We start from the raw sequence: 19,560 nt of genomic DNA on the forward strand, positions 1-19,560 counted from the left end.
GTCAAGTGGAGTCGCACGGCGACTCGTTTTTTCGCTGCGAATGGTGGAGGAAGATCCTGATACCCGCAGCAGTTTCCAGAAACGAGTTGGGAGACTCTGCGATGGCAAGGACAAATCGTTCCGAAATCTTGGACCCACGCGAAATCCAAGCATTTCACGTGATGAGCCGAACCGCGCGAGGTTGCTGGCTTTTCGGCGACGACCCGGTTTCAGGCAAGAATTTCGATTACCGAAAGGACTGGATTGAGAACCAACTCAAGCGATTTGCGGCTTCGTTCGGCATCGACTTGACATCCTTTGCGATTCTTTCGAATCACTTCCACCTTGTGTTACGGGCTCGTCCCGACGTCGTCGAAACATGGGACGATAGCGAAGTGGCGCGTCGCTGGCTAATGATCTGCCCGGAACGAACGGACGCCAATGGTGATCCGATGACGCCGACGCAGTCAGAGTTGGATCGCATTCGGAGTGCTGCCAGTACGATTGCGGAGATACGGCTACGGCTCAGCAACATTTCGTGGTGGATGCGACTTTTAAATCAGCGAATCGCGCAGCGAGCCAATAAGGAAGATGACGTCGAAGGCCATTTTTTCCAGGGACGTTTTAAAGCAGTGCCTTTGGTCGATGAAGAAGCCATCCTGGCCGGTTCAGTTTACGTCGATCTAAATCTGATCCGCGCGTGTGTCGCGGAAACACTGGAAATGAGCGACCACACGTCGGCGCAGCGGCGAATCGAATCGCTCCGTACATCAAAGCAGCCGCAGGAGGAGCAGCCGAACACTTCAGATGATCGGAAAACGACCGATACCTCGACGTCATCAAGTTCACCGCAAGCTCGCCGCGCGGATGCTTTTCTTTCACCGGTGAACCTGAACGAAGCCATCGCCACACCAGGGCCGCATCCGAGTGAGTCGGGAGAACGATGTAGCGACAAGGGATTCTTGGCGATTAGTGAAGAAGCCTACCTGGAACTATTGGACTGGACCGCTCGGCAGATGTCCGCTGGAAAGCCCGGGAAGACGCCGGCCGACCTGCCTCCGATACTGAAACGCCTCGATCTGTCGCCTACACTTTGGTTGACAATCGTCGCGAATTTCAGTGAAGTCTTTTCAACGATCGCCGGTCGTCCCGAGCACATCGATCACGAGCGGACAAAACAGACCGGGCAACGCTTCTATGTTTCCCGGCACACTCGCTCGCTATTCGGGCACGCAGCGTAACCGTCGACCTGCAGCCGACATTCAACGCCGCCTCGACGCAGTGATTGATCACGGCCAGTGCATTGAAAGAAACATTTCGATCCTGCGGAGTTCGTGTAGGCCGTGCGATACCCGGGAAAGGCATTTTCCGGGCCTTTCGAACAAACATTGCCGCCGATGTCCGAGCCCAACGTCTACTTGCCGCCTGACGCTTTCGATCCGAGCATTCGAAACACCGTGAATCGCGTCCCTCCTTCGCCCAGGGTCTGTCCCCAGCCAACTGTGCGGGGTCTGTCCCCAATTGAATTCTTGTCGGGCGACTAGGTCGTTGCAGTAGCTACTGGGCCACAGTGTAGAACCGTTGTCCCCAACTGTTCTCCGTTGACCGCGCAGCGGGCAGAGGGGGCCCGGATCTGCCGGGTCGGCTGTAGGGAGAACAATTCAGGACAATAGTTCCACAAAGTCGATTAGCGCGGGGTCTGTCCCCGGTTGATCCGCAAAATCGATTAGCGCGGGGTCTGTCCCCGATTGATTGGGGTAGGACTGAGGGGGACATGGCTGTACGTGGTTATGTACAGTCATCGGTTGCGGGGAGGGGTGGCGAGGCGGACATGGTCTTGGGGAGTAACGTGACGCCGCTTACCGATTGTTCGACGCACCAGCGTTGCCAGACTTGTCGATACGCATTCTGCAGTTCGGTCACAAATCGCTGCTGATCGGCGATCGTCTGCCGCGTGAGTTCTCGTAGTGATCGGCGAATCTCGGCCAGTGACTCGAGATCGCCGGCAAGCGAGCCGACCAGCGAGGCGTATTGGTCCGTCGTCCTGGCAATCCACTCGGGTTTGCCGAGATGATGGACGATTCCCGCCGTGCCCCGCGACGGCCGGTTGTTCCCGTAGAAACCGATGACTGGAATCCCCATCCACAGGGCCTCCATCGTCGTTGTCCCGCCCGCCCACGGGGTTGCGTCCAGCCCGATGTCGATCTCGTGATAGGTTTCCAAGTACGAATCACCACGGTAGGTGCTGCGGACCTCAATTCGGCTCTCGCTGATTCCACGCTGAGCCAACGCGCTGATCAACTCCGCCTTCAGCGGTTCATTGAATCGGGTGTTGAACGCGAGCAGTTTTGAATTCGGGCATGCCTTCAAGGCAGCCGCCCACAAATCGTGGGTTGTTGATGAAATTTTGAACGGTCGGTGCAGCGATCCCAGCGTGACGTAGCCCTTGCCGGCCGCGGGTAAGGAAGAAACATCGGGAGCGTTTTTCGGCGGGGCGAAACAGAAGGATCCGCCCGGAATTCGAATCAACTCTTCAGTGTGCAACGTCGGCTCACCGATCGGGTTTTGCACGTCACAGGTCAAGCAATAATCGATCGCCTGCAGACCCGTAGTGTTCGGGTAACCCAACCATGAAATCTGGATCGGTGCCGGTTTGGTCGCAAACGCCGGCAACCGGTTTCCCGAAGTGTGTCCGGCCAAATCGACCAGGATATCGATCTGATCATCCGCGATTTGTTGTGCCACCTGCTGGTCGGAATAGCCGAGCGTGACGCGCCAATGATCGGCAAGGGATTTCAACCGCTCCGTCACATTGTCTCCGACTCCAGATTCATAGTAACAATAGACTTCAAACATCGATCGGTCGCGAAGTCGCAACAGCGGCTCGAAGAACGCCGTCACCGCATGTTCGCGAAAGTCCGCAGAAGCATAACCGATCCGCAACTTTCGCTCGCGATCGGGACGGTTGGTGTGACGTCGAATTGGCTGGACATTTCCGTGTCGCTCACCCCAGCGGATGTGTTCTTCGAACAACTGTTCCGGACTGATTTCCGGATCGCCACTCATCAGATAGAGCAAACACCCATGCGCGCTGCTCATTCGAGGGTCTCGTTTGACGGCTTCCGCAAAACACTCCGCTGCCTCGCGACGTCGGTCGGATTCGATGTACACGAACCCGAGCGAACAGAGCGCATGTGCATCGGTGGGATCGAGTTCCAAGGCACGTCGAATCTCCGTCTTGGCGCGCGCGACGTCCCTTAACGACAGGAGAACCGTTCCCAAGTAGTGATGCGCTTTGGCATTATCCGGAAACTCGATCACCAATTGCTCAAAGCGTTCAGCCGCTTCGGGAAGTCGACCGAGATTAACCAGGGTTCGCGCCAACGTCAACTTTGAGACCACATCGCCGGGGCGACAATGCACCACCCGCTGAAGCAGTTCCAGCGACTCTTCCCATTTGCACTGCCGCCGGTAACATTCGCCGAGGTTTCCCAGCACGTCCAGGTTGCCTGGATTTCGCTGAACCAGGTCGTGATAGACCTGTTCCGCGTCGTGCAAGCGATTCTGCCGGACCCAGCAATTGGCCAAGTTCATCGCGGCCTGTTCGGATTGCGGGTCGATTCGAATCGCCCGCTGAAACTGCTGTTCGGCTTGTTCTAAATGCCCGCTTTCGAGCAGGAAGACTCCCAGATTGTTGCGCGTCTCGGAATTTTCTGGGTCCGCCTCGATTACCTGGTGAAGCATTTGGTGGGCACGTCGGGCATCGCCGGCTGAATGATAGACGATCGCCAAATTGCTGATCAATTCGGGCTGATCGCCCATAAAGCCCCGAGCCTTTTCTAAACACTCCAGTGCACTCGGGTATGCCCCTGCGGAGTAGAGTGTCATTCCCAACAGGTGCCAGGCGTCGGCGTGATCGGGAACCACACTCAGGACTTCGCAGTACAACTGTTTGGCTTGTTCGAGGTTACCAGCGCGCTGCATCGCCAGCGCATTTTCGATCTTCAATGCAATCGCATGCTGCACATCCAGGGGAGCGGGCGCTGGCTGCGGTCGGCGTCTGCGTCGTTTCGGCGGTTTCGTTCTGCTACGTGACATCGTGCTTTGGGATCTAAGGAATAGGGCAGCGAAACGGCAACACTCAATCGCCGCGGATAACGCGACAGACACGTTCAATGTCGGCTTCATCAACCGCAGAACCGGTGGGCAGACAGATCACGCGATCGCCAATCGTCTCGGTGTTGGGCAAGGCGAGACCTTGATTCCGAGTCATCGAGCGATAGGGCTCCATCCGGTGACATCCGGGATAAAAGTATCGCCGTGCACGGACCTTCCGGGCGTGCAGCCGGTCAACCAAGGCGTCCCGACCGACGCCAAAGCGCTGCTCGTCAATCTCAATGACAACGTATTGCCAGTTCGTCTGCTGCAGATGGTCGTGCGTTAACAATCGCAGCCCATCGAGCCCTTCCAGGTGCGCCCGGTAGAGCTGGTGATTGTGCCGATTTCTGTCTATCAGTTGTTCCAGGCAGGGCATCAGGGACAATCCCATGGCCGCACAAACTTCGGGCATCTTCGCGTTCGTGCCCAATCCGACGACTTTGTCCATGCCGGCAAACCCAAAGCTTTTCATCCGCGTCAGACGCTCGGCCAGTTCGTCATTGTTCGTCGCGATCGCGCCGCCTTCAAAGGTGTTGAAAAACTTGGTGGCGTGGAAACTGAACACCTCACAGTCGCCGAAGTTTCCGATCATGCGACCTTGGTCCGCACAGCCAAACGCATGAGCGGCGTCATAAATTACGGCCAGATCGTGCTTGCGGGCCAACGTTTCGATCGCACTCGTCTGACAGGGAGTTCCCCAAAGGTGGACACCGACGATCGCGCTGGTGTTTTCGTTGATCAGCGACTCAATGCTTTGGAGACAAATCGTATGGTCATCGCGTTTGATATCGGCAAATACCGGCGTCAATCCGTTCCACTGCGCCGCGTGAGCAGTCGCAACAAACGTGAACGATGGGACGATCACTTCACCGGTCAGACCCAGAGCGCGATACGCCAACTGCAGGCCGAGTGTCGCGTTGCAGACCGCCACGCAGTGTTTGACTCCCAGATAGGAACACAACTGCGATTCCAGCTCTTTGACGACGTCGCCGTCGTTGGTGAACCACCTGCGCTGAAATATCTGGTCGACGAGTTGATTGAAGTAAGCGCGGTCGCCGACGTTCGGAGCCCCGACATGCAACACGTCATCTTGGCCGACCTCTCGATCAATCCGATGCAGGGTCTTGGTGGCTGACATTCGCGCTGCGCAGGGCCGATGAATCAATCGCTGAAAAAAACTCCTCTACCGATATCGTTCTGTCGGAAGAATGATTCCATGTCCTACAGGTGAAGCTGCGATTGGGCGGAATGCCCTTGCCACGCGGTTGGCGACAACGGATGCTCTGGTACAAATCAGGCGGCAAAATACGCAACGAGATGGCGAACTAGCGGTAGGAAACAGACTGGATCCGTGCGACGAGGGTTTTCCCTCGGGCACTTGCCGCTTGCGCTAGACCTCAAATGGAACGCCGCTTCGCCGACAGACAAGAAAGATGCTCGAGCACAGATCGGGATAGACTTGTCCGAGTTGGTAGCAGCCTTCCAGGTACTCATCGGAAATGATGTCGGTTTGCAGCAACCGGTCCCACTGGAAATTCGCCAGCGCCTTGAAGAAGATCCCGGTTCGATAAACCACATCAAGCCCGCCGGCACGTGCGTCGCGTTCCAGAGTGTCCAGCGAATAGGTGATCCGGTGTCCGTGCTCGCGTTCGGCATCGGTGACGGCACTCTGATGCGAAATCAGGCCCATTTTGACGGCGATCTGCCGCGATGGAGCATTCGCGTTGGGGCACACTAGGAGTAACCGCCCGTCGTCCGTTAGCCATTCATCGTTGATCCGTCGCAATACTCCAACAGGATCGTCGAGATGTTCGAGCACATGGGTCAATACGACGTTGTCATACTTCGTCGGTAGAGTCACCTCTTCAAACGTTCCGTGAATGCACTGCACGTTGCCGGCTAACGTCTCGTTCATTGCCTTGATGGCCGCATCAGAGGCTTCGACACACGTCAGGTCGTCAAAATACTTCAACAGTCGCTTGGTAAAGCTGCCCTGAAAACTTCCCAATTCCAGGCAGTTTCCCGGTCGAAAAAATGCCTCGAAAGACCGGATCATGAAGCCGTGCATCACGTCCAGGTCAAAATCGTAGGCGTATTTGTGTTCCGGCGTGTCTTGCAACTCCGCGTCGTAGTCGCGCGGTTGGTTGGAGTGAGTCATGGATCGATTCTCCATACGGAGCAGTGAGAGGAAACCAAGTAGGATCGGTATTCAGGCGTGACCACTCTGTGTCGACAGCCTGGAAGGCTATCCCACGGTCATGTTCCGGGCTTTGATTTCTGTTCGAATGAAAGCTGCATCAAGAGGTCAGAGCTATTGGTGGCGGTTTTGATGTATCCGAGTTTGGTGTACAGTCCGATCGCCGGCACATTGTTGTCGGAAACTTCCAACGAAATCACCTGGACCCCACGCTGCTCGACTTCATCGTGGCAGCGAAGCATCAAGCGGCGGGCAATCCCCTTCGATCGGTATTCCCAGAGCACACTGACGTTGGAAACGAATGCGCTGGCCGGCTGAGCCTGTTGGTCGACGTAGCATGCGACTAATCCGATCAGCTTTTTGCCGCGCCACGCCTCGAACGTGACGGAACGGCTGAACAACTTTTTTGCATACTGCGGTAAATCAACCCGATCGGTGAGCGGTGGGCGAAACTGCGCCGAACAGGCTTGGAGGTGCTTCAGAATCTCGGCACTCGTTGCGTGGCCGATTTGGTACTGAAACGATTGTCGTGCCGAAATCGACTCCATCATTCAAGCCTCCGCAACCGCGATCCCAAAACCACGCCGTCCGAACTGGTTTCCGTTGTACAGCAGATACGTGTTTTTGTTGTGACGAAAAACGTTGGGGTAGCACATCATGCGGCTGTCCCACGCGTCCACATTCTTCGAGCGTTCGATTCCAACGTGTCGGTCATCGCGCACCCAATGTCGGAGATCGTCCGAAGACGCGTAGCCGATCCGGTAGCCTCGCTCGGGATTGGTTCGGAAATCGTTCGCGTACCGGAAACAAAAATACATGTGATAGCGCCCCCCCGATTCGATCACCGTCGGCAGCGCCTGACATTCGTCTTCGCCGATCGCGTCGGCGATCAGTTGTTCGCCGTCGGTTTTTCGCCAATGAACTCCGTCGTGCGAGGTCGCGTGTGCGATTTTGTAGATCCGATCGGGTTCGGATTGACCGTGATATTGACGCCACGGTCGGCCAAAGATGTACCACATGTGAAAGACATCTCCGATCAGCCGCACAAATCCGTCGCCGACCAAACAGGGTTCGTGCAGGGTCGCCGAAAGAATCGGGCCGTTGTCATAACGCTCAAACGTCGTTCCGCCGTCGTCGCTGATCGCCAGCCCGATTCCCGTCTCGACCGACACGCCCACGCGTCGGCTCCAACCACAGGTGTACCCAAACACCTGGTCGCCGACGCGAACCGGACTCAACGGAAAGATGCCGTGCTCGTCGAAGCAGCCTCGTTCGCCGAGCGTGATCACGGGCTTTTCGGCAATGCGAAGGACTTGTTGCAGTTCCCAGTCGAAGTCTACGAACAAGACATGGCTGAGGAATTTGCCGGTGTCGCCGTCACGCTGGCGCGAGCAGAAATAGATCCGCACGAAACCATCGCAAACCAAGGCCTGCGGGGACTGAGCGAACTCGGTGCAGTCGGCCGGCAACTCGTGGTCGGTCGGATCAAACATGCGACCCTGTTTTTGCCATCGCAATGCTTGCGTCGTCACAGTTGCCCCTCCAAAACCGCGACGCCGAATCCGTGTTTGCCGACCTGGTTTCCCAGATAGAAAAGGTAAGTGCACCCATCGAGCTGAAACACATGGGGATAGCTGACCATTTCACTGTCCCAGTCGCTTTCGGAAACCGTGATACCGGCGCGGTCGTCGTCGCGCGTCCAATGACACAGGTCCTCGGAGAAGGCGTAACCGATCCGGTAGCCACCGCTCTTGCCGCGATAGTTGCGGCTGCGGCGATAACAGAAGAACATGTGGTACTTGCCGCCGGAGAAGATCACGTCGGGGCTGGCCTGCGCTTCGTCGGGTTCGATGCGGCTTTGTAGCAGGTCTTTGCCGTGCTTGTGCCAATGCAGGCCGTCGTCAGATGTCGCCATTCGAATCTTGTAAACCGGTTCGGCGCGAGCGTCGTCGACGATCCACTTTCTGCCCGCGATGTAAAACAAATACCATCGATCATTGAATCGGCGGATCTTGGGGCCGCTGATCACGAAGGGTTCATCGGGTGTGTATGGGATCACCGGACCAGGGCCGAGCTTTGTGAAGGTTCGACCACCGTCGTGACTCTCCGCGACACCGATCGCTGTGTTGAAGGGGACCGACTCGCATCGCGTCCAACCCGCGTAGTACGCGCGATACAACTCTCTGTCGCGGATCACGGAAATGGGATAGATGCCAAATTGGTCAAACATTCCAATCGCGCCCAGCGGAAGCACGGGCCGATCGCTGACACGGAGGACGTTTTGCGGGTCGGAACGATCGAGGTCCAGATAGGTCGAGTAACTGGTGTACTGCCCGCGCGAATCGGGTGCTGGACGACATGAAAAGTAGACGCGCAGGAAGTCGTCGTGCGGCACGACGCAAGGCGCCTGAGCGAACTGATCAATCCAGCCTGCTCCGGGAACGGATGAATCTGTCGGGTCAAAGACCTTGCCGAGCTTTCTCCAGCGATAGGGCTGCGTCATGACACCGGCGTGGGATTGGCAACCAGCGTGTATCCGTTTTCCACCCAGTCGCGGACCGTTTCAGTCGAATTGAACATCAGCACGTCCAGGATGGACAACCAAGCAACGAAAGGATAGTGGAACTGTTGATAACGACGGTTTTCCGATTGGATGAACCGCAATTCAATGCCCTTCCCAGCGAAATCTGCTTGATCATACAGCGACACACCGCCAATCGCGTTGACGTAGGTCGTCGCTTCCAAGGCGCGACAGATTGCCAAGACCTTGTCTTGACCACGCATGGAGTGGTCGATCGGAACGTTGGAAGAGTCGATGATGGAAGTCCGGATCCCCAGATGATCGCAAAGCAGTTGGATCGAGTGTTTGACGAATCGGAACAGGTTGGATTCCGGGTGGTCGATCGCGGTCGTGAACAGGTTCATCGTGGCGGCGAAGTTCGGGGCCTTTCGATAGGCCGCACGGACTCGGTTGAGAAGTTTGCGGCGATCAAAGTCCGTGGAAACCTCTCGCTGGTCGATGCTCGCGTAATCGGACGCCTTTCGCAGCGGAATCGAAAACAACACGTCGCCGCCGTTGTGCAGCATCCGATTGCGGTTGATCCAGCCTTTCTTGGTGTACTGCAAATTGTCGTACAGCACCAAGGAGTCCGCTGCGTGAAGCAGGTGAAAGTAGCCGATGTAGGGAAAGAAATACGGCTGCATAATGGCGATCCGCTTCTCCCCCATTGCATTGCCCCGTGATGGAAGTGGTCGGAATCCGAGCGTCGATTGATGAGCCGGATGCGGCATCACCCACGTCAACTGGATATCGTCATCGATCGGGAAAAGCTTGAATCAGCGGCGGGCGACGCTCATTCGATTGCTAGCAACTGGTGGTCACCCGGCAGGTATCCAGTTCCGTTCACACTCTGCGTGAGATCGAGGAGAGGAGAAGGTCAAAAAATTTGTTGGTCAAAAAATGGGGCCATCCGCGCAGACCGGCCCACCGCTGTTGCTCTCATTTTTTGACCAGCCAATCTTTTGACCCGTTTCCATCCACGATCAGGGACACGGAACTTCCAGTCATTTGCTTTCAACACTCGGGGTCTATCCCCACGGTATGCGGGGTCTGTCCCCAAAGAAATCGGTCCTGCTCTTCCGCGACGAGGAAACCCGCGGATGGCAGCGCGAATCCACGGATCAAAGGTAGGGGAACACCCGTGAACTATTGGTTCACTACGGGGTCTGTCCGCGTCTGCTGTGGACGGAACTTGAAATCGATTGCTTGCAACACGCGGGATCTGTCCCCTGTGCGACCTCAATCGATTGCTAGCAACTGGTGGTCGCCCGGCAGAGCCCCAGTTCCGCCCGGACTCTGCATGAGATCCAGGAGAGGAGGAGGTCAAAAAATTTGTTGGTCAAAAAATGGGGCCATCCGCGCAGACCGGTCCACCGCTGTTGCTTTCATTTTTTGACCAGCCAATCTTTTGACCCGTTTCTGTCCTCCCAAGACTCGGGGTCTGTCCCCCAGGAACCCGGTCCTGCTCTACCGTGTACAGGAGGGGGAACCCACGGATGGCAGCGCTAACCCACGGATCGCAGGTACGGGAACATCCGTGGAACCTATTTGTTCACTACGGGGTCTGTCCCCTGTGCGACCCAGGAGGGGGAACCCACGGATGGCAGCGCGCACCCACGGATCGCACGTACAGGAACATCCGCGGAACCTATTTGTTCACTACGGGGTCTGTTCACTACGGGGTCTGTCCCCGTCTGCTGTGGACGCGGGGTCTGTCCCCGTCTGCTGTGGACGGAACTTGAAATCGATTGCTTGCAACACGCGGGGTCTGTCCCCTGTGCGATCTCCTGTCCCCTGTGCAACACGCGGGGTCTGTCCCCTGTGCGATCTCGCTCGCGGGGTCTGTCCCCTGTGCGATCTCGCTAAGGGATTGATAGCAACTTGCGGTCACGTGGCGTCGTTTCGGGGTCCGCCTTCACGCTGCGTCAGACCCAGGAGAAAAGATGGTCGAAAAATTTGCTGGTCAAAAAATGCGGCCATTTGCGCAGACAGGATCCATCCCTGTTGTCTCAACTTTTTTGACCACCCCATTTTTTGACCCGTTCCTACAACACATCAGCCACCCTGCGCGACCGATTCCCTGCTGGTGGGCGTGAACGTGTACTTGTCGAGTTGTGGCGCGGGACGAGTGTCCGCCGAAGTTGGAACAGGATAAATGGGTGAGACTAACCGTCGAATTGTGGTCGCGAGTTATTCCATAACAGCATGCCGAGGATGAAGACCGCGATGCCGAACCAGCCGAACGTATCCAGTTCGGCGCGAATCGCTGTCCCGAACGCCCATCCGAAACAAAACACCGATAACACGCCCCACAGCAATCCCGGCTGGTGGTTGTCGTGCGTGGCGATCGGAGCGCGGTAGGGGTTCATGGGATGCGAGTGTGTCGGAAGACTGTGGTGAGCCAGGCGAATAGTATAATCAATTCCAGATTCCCGAGTGTCCAATTGACATTCAGGAAGCCGATTCCACCGTGGTTCCCCAATCATCAGCACCGTGATTACAGATGCAGATTCGAGCATACCAGCCCGCCGATCAGCCCGATGTCGTGTCGCTGTGGCGGCGGGCCGGGTTGACGCGACCGTGGAACGATCCGCACAAGGACATCGCGCGGAAGATGAGCGTCCAATCGCAGTGGTTTTTGGTCGGCGTGTTGGACAAACGGGTCATCGCGACGGTGATGGCTGGATACGATGGACACCGCGGTTGGATCAATTACCTGGCGGTCGATCCCGATCATCGACAAGGTGGCCGTGGGCGGGCCATCATGCAACATGCCGAGCAGTTACTGCTTGAAGCCGGGTGCCCGAAGATCAATCTGCAAATCCGTAAGGACAATGCCGAAGCCATCTCGTTTTATGAAACAATCGGGTTTCGCGAAGATGATGTGGTCAGTTTTGGAAAACGGTTGATTGACGATCAAGGAAACAAGCCTTTGAACACTCAAGTCCTGTACAAGATTCTCACGAAAACCGAGTGGGACGACGCGCGGGCCGCCGGTGTCTTCTCCGGTTGCGGTATCGATTTGACTGACGGTTTTATCCACTTGTCCGGTCGCGATCAGGTCCAGACGACGGCAAAGCTGTACTTTGCCGGGCGAGGGGATTTACGATTGGTCGCCGTCGATGCGGGCAAGCTGGGTGAAACACTACGCTGGGAGACGTCGCGTGACGGAGCCCTGTTTCCACATGTCTACGGAGACATCCCGCTGGAGGCGGTGATTTCGGTTGATCCGCTGCCGCGAGAACACGACGGCAGTCATCGGTTTCCAGACTCGTTCGGACTGCCGGAGCAGGAGAGGGAGTGAGGGGAACATCCAGGACGTCGGTTGTTTCCACTCCTGATCTTCCCTGTGTGTCGTTCCGACGGTTCCGCCTTGAAACGCATTGCAGGTGAGGCTTGCGGTACACACACCGCTTGCAGCCCAGGCGGAGCCCGGGCTCTGCAATATTTGGAGATTATGGTGGTTCAGAATCAAAGCGAGATCTTTCCGCAATGGATGGTCGACTCACAACCGCCATCGGGCGACGAAACACGGGTGACATCAGCCGATTCGCGCAAGCGTTCGGGCCCCAGCGTCGATGGAGGCCCAGCGTCGATGGAGGCCCAGCGTCGATGGAGGCCCAGATTCGATGGAGGCCCAGATTCGATGGAGGCCCGTAGGCTGGCGCCAAACGGCTGATTCCCAAGCGGGTTTCGCGGAATCGAAAACGCCAAAATCCTACGAACGAAAACGCGAACGAATCGAACGATTTTGCACAGCCCAGGCGGAGCCTGGAGAAATGTCCGTTCCCAGGCGGAGCCCGAAAACGAGGTGCATGAAATTTGTCACGCGAACGTGTAGTCGCCTTCGTAGGTTCCGGCGGGGACGGTGGCGGGAGAATCGCTACCGACCAGATTTGCGGTGCCTTGGATGGTGATGCCCGAGGCGAGGTTCAGGTTGCCGGTAACTTTCAGCGTCTCGCAACTCTTCAGCGACGGCGTGTCGGCGAACCGCTGATCGAGGTCGCTGATTTTTTTGAAGTAACGATCGTCCAAAGCGACGTGTGGCGGGACGCCGTTTCGCTGGGCGATCAGTCCCACTGAAAAATCCTGGCGGACTTCATAGGCATCGGAGCGTACGGCGATCAGGTCCCCGGTCGTTTTGACCGGAGCGAATCGCGAGCGGGGAACGCGAATGGCGTCGGTGTTCGGCAGCACTTCGATCGCGGCGCCCATCGCGGTTTCCAATTGGAAGACCGGAGTGGATGAAGGGTCTTTCGGGTCGACCGATTTGCGGTTGGTGATCGTCGGCAGCGAGACCACACCGTCATTTGATTTCAGGAAATCCGACAGTGCGACCAAGTCGATCCACAGGTTGTTCGTGTTGAAGTAACGGTGCGTGGTGATGTCTTGAAACTGTTCCTCTTCGTCACTGTGACACTGTGCCTTTTCACGCAGCAGCAATTGTCCGTCCGCGCGACGCGCCAGGTGGCCACCTTTACGGTCCGCGGCGGTGCGATCGGCGACTTCCATCAAGAACGATTTGCCGCTTTCGATGAAGTGTCCCAAAATGCTGAGGTCCAAGGTTGCCCCAAGGTTGTCCGCGTTGGAAACGAACAGGTAACGCCGTCCCTTTTGGAGCAATCGCCCGAGCGTCCCGCTGGTCACAAGAGCCGCGTAAATATCCCCGTGACCGGGAGGGCACCATTGCATCGACGGGTCGGCCGGCCAGACGGCGGGCTGGAGCGTCTTGGCGTCGATCTTGGGAACCTGGTGTTGCAGGAACGAGATGACTTCCACATCCAGATCGCCGAGTGCGCCGATCGCCGTGTCTGTTTGATCGGACGTCGAGAAACTATTCATCAGCACCAGTGGAACCGACAAAAGCTCGGCTTGGCGGAGGATAAAACTGAGGAAGGAATCTTCGCCACGCACGGGCAGCAACGACTTGGGGCCTTCCAATCCCATCGACGTGCCCAGCCCTCCGTTGAGTTTCAACACCGCGACCGAATCGAGTTTCGCCCGTCCGGCGTCTCGCAGCGTCGTCGGCAGCGTTTCTGCATCGACGACGTCGGAAACCGGAGAGATCTCTGCCTCACGGATGTAGCTTTCCGCGCCCGAGCCTAGTTTTTCGTAATGTTGTCTGAACAATCCCTTCACAATGTCGGGAACGTCGGCGTTGTCGAGAACGGCTTGAACGGCGGGCCAGTTGGAAGACATTTTGAACTGCGTCGACGGAGGAAAGAGCTGAACCGATAGGTTTATAGGTGTAAGGCGAGTGGCGGATCAGATCAAGTACGTTTGGGGGAGGAGTTCGCCATCACGCCTTTTTCGCCGCGACCGGCTTTTTTCGATTCGGGTACAGCTCGCGGCAAAGGTCGCATCTGGTTCCGTCACAGCCGCGCGCGGTACAGAATTCTCGCCCGTAGAAGATGATTTGCAGATGCAGCTTGTTCCAAGATTCGCGCGGAAACAATTTCTTTAAATCTTGTTCGGTCTGGACCACACTCTTGCCGCTGGAGAGTCCCCAGCGTTGTGCGAGTCGGTGAATGTGGGTGTCGACGGGGAACGCAGGAATCCCGAACGCTTGGGACATAACCACGCTGGCGGTCTTGTGGCCGACGCCCGGCAAGGCCTCCAGCTCCTCAAACGTTTGCGGAACTTGCCCCTCGTGTTTCTCGATCAGGATCTTTGAGAGTCCATCCAGGCTTTTCGCCTTTTGCTTGGACAGTCCTAAAGGACGAATGATCTCCAAGATCTTTTCTTGCCCGAGCGCGGCCATCTTTCCAGGCGTTCCGGCCGCGCGAAACAGCTCGGGCGTGACCTCGTTGACTTTTTTGTCCGTGCATTGGGCACTCAACAAGACGGCAACGAGCAGGGTAAACGCATCGGTGTGATCCAGCGGAATCGGCGTTTCGGGGTAGTGTTCTTCCAGGCGCTGCTGGACGAGCGCGGCGCGTTCTTTTTTCAACATGTCAGCGAATCGAGGAGGTCAAGAAAAAAGAGCCGAATGGACTTGGCGATTCGCCATCCAGGGTATGACGAACCTGGAAGCGTCTCTCACCGGATGCTTAGACGGTCGGTGGCGGCATCTTCATGTGTTCGAACGCCTTGCTGGTCGCCATGCGTCCGCGACGCGTTCGGACGATCAATTCGCTGCGCAACAAGAACGGTTCGACTTCGTCCTCCAACGTATCGCTGCTGACATTCATCGTGTGGGCGATCGCTTCGAGCCCGCTGGGGCCGCCGCCGAACACGCGGATCAGGGTTTCCAGATAGTTGCGATCCTGTTTATCCAGTCCCAGTTTGTCGATTCCGATCATGTCCAGCGAATCTCGGGCGACACCGATCGTGACGGTGCCTTTGGCTTTGATCTGGGCATAGTCGCGAACCCAATGCAATCGATTGTTGGCCAGCCGCGGCGTGCGGCGGCTGCGTCGTGCGATCTCACCGGCGGCCGGTTGGTCGATTTCGATGGCGAGTTTTCTGGCGTTTCGAATCACGAGTTCGCAAAGCTGGTCGTCGCTGTACCATCCGAGGTGTTCGCGGATTTGGAATCGGTCGCGGAGCGGCGCGCTGAGCATGCCGGCTCGCGTGGTGGCGCCGATCAAGGTGAAGGGTTGCAGTTCGAAATTCAACGTGCGGGCGTTGACGCCTTCGCCGAGTACGATGTCGATCCGAAAGTCCTCCATCGCCGTGTACAGGTACTCCTCGACGGCCTTGGGGACGCGGTGGATTTCATCGATAAACAGCACCGACCGTTCGGAGACGTTGGTCAGGTAGGGCAGCAGGTCTTTCGGGGCGCTCAGCCCGGCGCCGTTGGCCATTTGGACGGTCGTGCCCATTTCGGCCGGGATGACGGTGGCGAAGGTCGTTTTTCCCAGCCCGGGGGGGCCGTCAAACAGGATGTGTCCGAGCGGTTCGCCGCGTCCCGAGGCGGCGTCGATGGCGATCTTCAGCCGTTCGATCACGTCGCGCTGGCCGACCATTTCGTCTAGCCGACGGGGCCGCAGCTTACGCTCCCGGTCGTCCGGGTTGCTGTCGCCCGCCGACGCGACGATCGGTTCGCCCGGGGGCAAATCACCGGGGACGTCGGGATCGGATTGTTGGTAGACTGCTTCTCGCGCCATGGGGTACTCATCCGTGTGGAAACGCACTTGCGAAGGATTCTTTGCAGGGGTTGTTTTAACCGAAATTGCCTTTCAAGTCGGCGCGAGATTACATCGGTGCCCGGCGAATCTGCAGGGGGGATGGTCAGGAGTCCCCATCGGTGCCCGCCTACGCAAGGAATTCATCATGTCTGATCCCGTCACTTCGTCGCGTCCGATCGACGTTTCCGACCCGGCCATCGTCGCCCAATACGAACCGTACCTGCGGATGCTGGCCCGGACGAGAATGCGTCGTGCCTATCAGGCCAAACTCGGTGCCTCGGACATGGTGCAGCAGGCGATGATGCAGGCGGTCCAGGGGTTTGACGGTTTTCGCGGCTCCACCGAAGGCGAATTGCTGGCGTGGCTGAGGAAGATTTTGGCCCACCACCTGTGCCACTTGGACCGCGATCTGCACCGGGACAAACGCGATATCCGCCGCGAGCAGTCGATGGAACAAAAGCTCGCCGCGTCGTCCATGCGGCTGGAGGGTCTGTTGGCCGGAGACGGACCGACGCCCAGCCAAAATGTTGCGTTCGGCGAAAGTGTGATTCAGATCAGCCAGGCGATCGCCCGGCTTCCCGACGCTCAAGCCGATGCCGTTCGCCTGCACTATTTGGAAGGCATGAAATTGAGTGAGGTCGCTGAGGAACTGGGCAAGTCAACCGGCGCCGTCGCGGGGCTCTTGCATCGCGGCATGAAGGCCCTGCGAAAAGAGTTGGGCGAGTGAAAGGTTTCACGCACGTTGGTGATTCATTTAAAGGGTCCGCGTGGACTGCGCAGAATCTGGATTTTGCGGTGGTTCGGAATTCCAGCGAAATCACTCCGCGATGGACGGTCGACTCACAGCAGCCATCGGGCGACGAAATACGAGTGCGATCAGCCGATTCGCGCAAGCGTTCGGGCCCAGCGTCGATGAGGGGCCCAGCGTCGATGAGGGGCCCAGCGTCGATGAGGGGCCCAGCGTCGATGAGGGGCCCAGTGTCGATGAGGGGCCCGTAGGCTGGCGCCAAACGGCTGATAATCGTTTGATATCAGCCGGTTCGCGCCAGCGCGAGCGGCCTTAGCTTTGCGGTATTGGGACAACGCGTGCACACCGGCGCGGGTCAGTCTCCCGCGAACGCTTCGAAACGCCGGCGAAGTTCCCCGTCGTCGGGGCCGTGCAACAGCAACACGTACCGAGCTCGCTTGGTCGCTTGCTCTTGTTCACCGATTTCGACCAGCCACTGGATCGCTTGAAGTTTTGCACCGTACCAGTCTTCGCTTCCGAGTTTCATCGTCGCGGCCAATCGATCAGCAAGCTCAATCGCGGACCACCTGGCCGCCTCGGAATCGCTACCGGCCAGCAACTGCATTCCGCGACGCAGTGACGGAGGCTTGGGATTCCCGGAAAGCGCCAGTCGTTTGATCGCTTCGACGGATGCTTCATCTTGAACGCTCCAAAGCTGTGCGGCAGCCGATTGCCACTCGTTCGCATTTGGCCAGGTCAACAGCTCGGCTCCGATCGCTCGTTGGGCCGTCGTATCGAGCATGGCGTCACGTTCCAGTCGCCACCGCGCCCGCGACAAGAGTGTGTCGTCGACGCCGTCGGTCGGGATCGCTCCTCCGCCGGCCCCGCCGCTTCCGCGGAACCGCTGAAGGTGCGTCAAAAACTCGGTCGAGCGATCTGATCCGGCGAGCGCTGAAGAATCAAACGCCATCTGCGGTCGATCAAAAAGCAAAATGGCAACTCGATGGATCGGCTCGGCGAGCGCATCGTCTTCGTCAGCCAATTCACCGAGCGTGGCTGCGAGCGAACGGATTTCGTCGGTGGCTTGATCAAGTTCAAGATCCGACAAGTAGTCAAACCACAACGCCATGGTAGGGCCGACTTGATCGACACGCTTGCCAAGCGTCAGCAACTCCAACGCATCACGCGCCGCCTGTTCCAGACGTCCCGATTGCACCAGGATTCGGCACAACCAGGCGTTCGCTTTGACCGCCGCATCTCGGGTCGGCCAGGTTTGCGAGACTTCTTTAAGAACATCTTCGAGCAGTGCGAGCCGAACCTTGGGCTGATCGACGCCGGCGAACGGTTTCGACGCCAGCAATGCGGCTTGCATCGTCAGGGTGTGTGCGATTTCGTGTGCGGCATGTTTTTGAGCGACACGCCGGAGCACCTCGATCGCCTCGCGGGAGTCCTTTGCCGCGATCGATGCTGCGGCGCTCTTGGCCGCGTACTGCAGCGCCGCTTCGGGACGCGGTTCGGCCAACGCGGCTTCTCGCAACAGCACCGTCGCTTGTCGAGCGTCACCACGTCGCAGCCAGTCCTCACCTTGTGCGGCAATCAACGAGGGGCTCATCCGGCGTGGGGCTGCCGTATCGGAGGGTGACTTGTCGCTCCGCAACAGCGCGATCGCGATTGATTCAGCACGCCGGCGGGCAAAGGCGCCGCCACTCTGCTCGATCCAGTCGATCCAGTTGGCGACGGTCCCATCGTCCTTCGCATCCGCCAGCAACACATCCAGTTTGGCAAAGTCCATCTCCAACCGTTCCGCCGCGGGGAGCTCTGAATCGGTCGACCGATAGAACGCATCGCAGGTTGCGCGTGCGGACGCCATGTCACCCTGGGCAAGTTGTAACCGAACCCTTAACGCGGTCCATCGAGGTGAGGTTTGATAGCCGGGTCGGTCTTGAACATCGTCAATAATGTCTCTGGCGGTCGCGATCTCTCCGCTTCGAAGCAATGCTTCGGCGCGGAGCCCCCTGGCGACACGTTTGGCATCGGAGCCGTCGGCCAACGCCAAAATCGCTTCCTCCGCAACCAGAGCGGCATCCGCGCCGGCGGCTCGGTAGTCTGTGGAATCCTTGGGGAACAATTCGCACTGCATCAAGGCGACCGAAACACGCTGAAGCAACAATTCCTGCATCAGTCGAAGGTATTGATCGGCAGCAAGTCCATCGGACTTCGTTCCCCCTCTGTTGAATTCACTGGAGCTCGAACTCCAATGGCGACTTGCCGCTTCATGCAACTCACTCGCCTCGAATTGCAACCGCGAGAGTTTGGAAAGCAGGGCGGTGGTCGTGTCTGGATTGGGGGGCGAGACCGAAGCGACAATGATGGCCGCCCGCAAAACCCGTTGCTGAACCGCCAGTTGGGTGGCCTCCAGGAATACATCCCAAGGGGAATCGGGGTAGCTGGGCCTGAGCCGCTCGATGGGCTGGCAGGCCGAGGCGATCAAGGGCTCAAGTCGCGCGATTAGGTCCGATGGTTTCCCGTTAAAGATCGCCGTCGCGTTGTTCTCGGCCAGAACCATCGCAAGCCGCGCCGTCCACTTTGCGTGCTTCAGCTGCCCTTCGGGATGGTGGCGCAGCTCGTTTCGGCAATACCACTCGGCCTCCTCCAGCCGGCCGGCGGCCAGCAACGATTCCACGACATCGCTCTCGGCGTCATCCGTCATCCGTCCAGCAATCACCGTATCAGCCAACGCAATACTGATCAGAAAGAGGATGGCCCCCCGAATGAGATTGCGGTGGAAACACCGAGACGCATTCATCGA

The 19,560-nt window shown here is 57.9% G+C and carries 15 protein-coding genes; 3 read left to right on the plus strand and 12 right to left on the minus strand.

What is annotated here, in order from left to right:
- Nucleotides 1-161: 161 nt before the first annotated feature.
- Nucleotides 162-1,220: a hypothetical protein gene (locus Mal15_RS13130; protein WP_233903433.1), complete on the plus strand. Its 1,059-nt coding sequence runs from the start codon at nucleotides 162-164 to the stop codon at nucleotides 1,218-1,220.
- 547 nt (nucleotides 1,221-1,767) lie between these two features.
- Here Mal15_RS13130 and Mal15_RS13135 read toward each other — a convergent pair.
- The 8 genes from Mal15_RS13135 to Mal15_RS13170 form a co-directional block, all read right to left on the minus strand.
- Complete coding sequence (locus Mal15_RS13135; protein ID WP_167546780.1) at nucleotides 1,768-3,987, minus strand: O-linked N-acetylglucosamine transferase, SPINDLY family protein; 2,220 nt, start codon at nucleotides 3,985-3,987, stop codon at nucleotides 1,768-1,770.
- Between the two features lie 133 nt (nucleotides 3,988-4,120).
- A complete protein-coding gene (locus Mal15_RS13140) occupies nucleotides 4,121-5,275 on the minus strand; it encodes a DegT/DnrJ/EryC1/StrS family aminotransferase (protein WP_147868186.1) in 1,155 nt (384 codons plus the stop codon).
- Between the two features lie 252 nt (nucleotides 5,276-5,527).
- On the minus strand, nucleotides 5,528-6,295 hold the full coding sequence (locus Mal15_RS13145; RefSeq protein ID WP_147868187.1) for a class I SAM-dependent methyltransferase: 768 nt from the start codon (nucleotides 6,293-6,295) through the stop codon (nucleotides 5,528-5,530).
- 98 nt (nucleotides 6,296-6,393) lie between these two features.
- A complete protein-coding gene (locus Mal15_RS13150) occupies nucleotides 6,394-6,885 on the minus strand; it encodes a GNAT family N-acetyltransferase (RefSeq protein ID WP_147868188.1) in 492 nt (163 codons plus the stop codon).
- Nucleotides 6,886-7,866 (minus strand): glycoside hydrolase family protein, encoded by a 981-nt coding sequence (locus tag Mal15_RS13155; RefSeq protein ID WP_233903434.1) that lies wholly within the window; start codon nucleotides 7,864-7,866, stop codon nucleotides 6,886-6,888.
- Nucleotides 7,863-8,837, minus strand: coding sequence for a glycoside hydrolase family protein (locus Mal15_RS13160; RefSeq protein ID WP_147868190.1), 975 nt, complete (start codon nucleotides 8,835-8,837; stop codon nucleotides 7,863-7,865). The genes Mal15_RS13155 and Mal15_RS13160 overlap by 4 nt, the downstream gene beginning before the upstream one ends.
- Nucleotides 8,834-9,562, minus strand: coding sequence for a WbqC family protein (locus Mal15_RS13165; RefSeq protein WP_147868191.1), 729 nt, complete (start codon nucleotides 9,560-9,562; stop codon nucleotides 8,834-8,836). Before Mal15_RS13165 ends, Mal15_RS13160 begins: the two co-directional genes overlap by 4 nt.
- Before the next feature lie 1,497 nt (nucleotides 9,563-11,059).
- Nucleotides 11,060-11,263, minus strand: a complete 204-nt coding sequence (locus tag Mal15_RS13170) for a hypothetical protein (RefSeq protein WP_147868192.1) — start codon at nucleotides 11,261-11,263, stop codon at nucleotides 11,060-11,062.
- 134 nt (nucleotides 11,264-11,397) lie between these two features.
- Here Mal15_RS13170 and Mal15_RS34050 point away from each other — a divergent pair, with 134 nt between their 5' ends.
- A complete protein-coding gene (locus tag Mal15_RS34050) occupies nucleotides 11,398-12,198 on the plus strand; it encodes a GNAT family acetyltransferase (RefSeq protein ID WP_167546781.1) in 801 nt (266 codons plus the stop codon).
- Between the two features lie 521 nt (nucleotides 12,199-12,719).
- Here Mal15_RS34050 and Mal15_RS13180 read toward each other — a convergent pair.
- The 3 genes from Mal15_RS13180 to ruvB all read right to left on the minus strand — a co-directional run bounded on the left by Mal15_RS13180 (nucleotide 12,720) and on the right by ruvB (nucleotide 16,003).
- Nucleotides 12,720-14,093, minus strand: a complete 1,374-nt coding sequence (locus Mal15_RS13180) for a UTP--glucose-1-phosphate uridylyltransferase (protein WP_147868193.1) — start codon at nucleotides 14,091-14,093, stop codon at nucleotides 12,720-12,722.
- 100 nt (nucleotides 14,094-14,193) lie between these two features.
- Nucleotides 14,194-14,847 carry an endonuclease III gene (nth, locus tag Mal15_RS13185; protein WP_147868194.1) on the minus strand — a complete coding sequence of 218 codons (654 nt, stop codon included), beginning with the start codon at nucleotides 14,845-14,847 and terminating at the stop codon, nucleotides 14,194-14,196.
- A gap of 97 nt (nucleotides 14,848-14,944) precedes the next feature.
- Nucleotides 14,945-16,003, minus strand: coding sequence for a Holliday junction branch migration DNA helicase RuvB (gene ruvB / locus Mal15_RS13190; protein ID WP_147868195.1), 1,059 nt, complete (start codon nucleotides 16,001-16,003; stop codon nucleotides 14,945-14,947).
- Between the two features lie 166 nt (nucleotides 16,004-16,169).
- On the opposite strand from ruvB, the gene Mal15_RS13195 reads away from it, so the two are divergent.
- On the plus strand, nucleotides 16,170-16,751 hold the full coding sequence (locus Mal15_RS13195; RefSeq protein WP_147868196.1) for a sigma-70 family RNA polymerase sigma factor: 582 nt from the start codon (nucleotides 16,170-16,172) through the stop codon (nucleotides 16,749-16,751).
- A gap of 376 nt (nucleotides 16,752-17,127) precedes the next feature.
- Here the strand turns inward: Mal15_RS13195 and Mal15_RS13200 are convergent, their stop codons facing one another.
- A complete protein-coding gene (locus Mal15_RS13200) occupies nucleotides 17,128-19,488 on the minus strand; it encodes a hypothetical protein (protein WP_147868197.1) in 2,361 nt (786 codons plus the stop codon).
- Between the last annotated feature and the right edge of the window lie 72 nt (nucleotides 19,489-19,560).

This window comes from Stieleria maiorica, from assembly GCF_008035925.1.
GTDB lineage: Bacteria > Planctomycetota > Planctomycetia > Pirellulales > Pirellulaceae > Stieleria > Stieleria maiorica.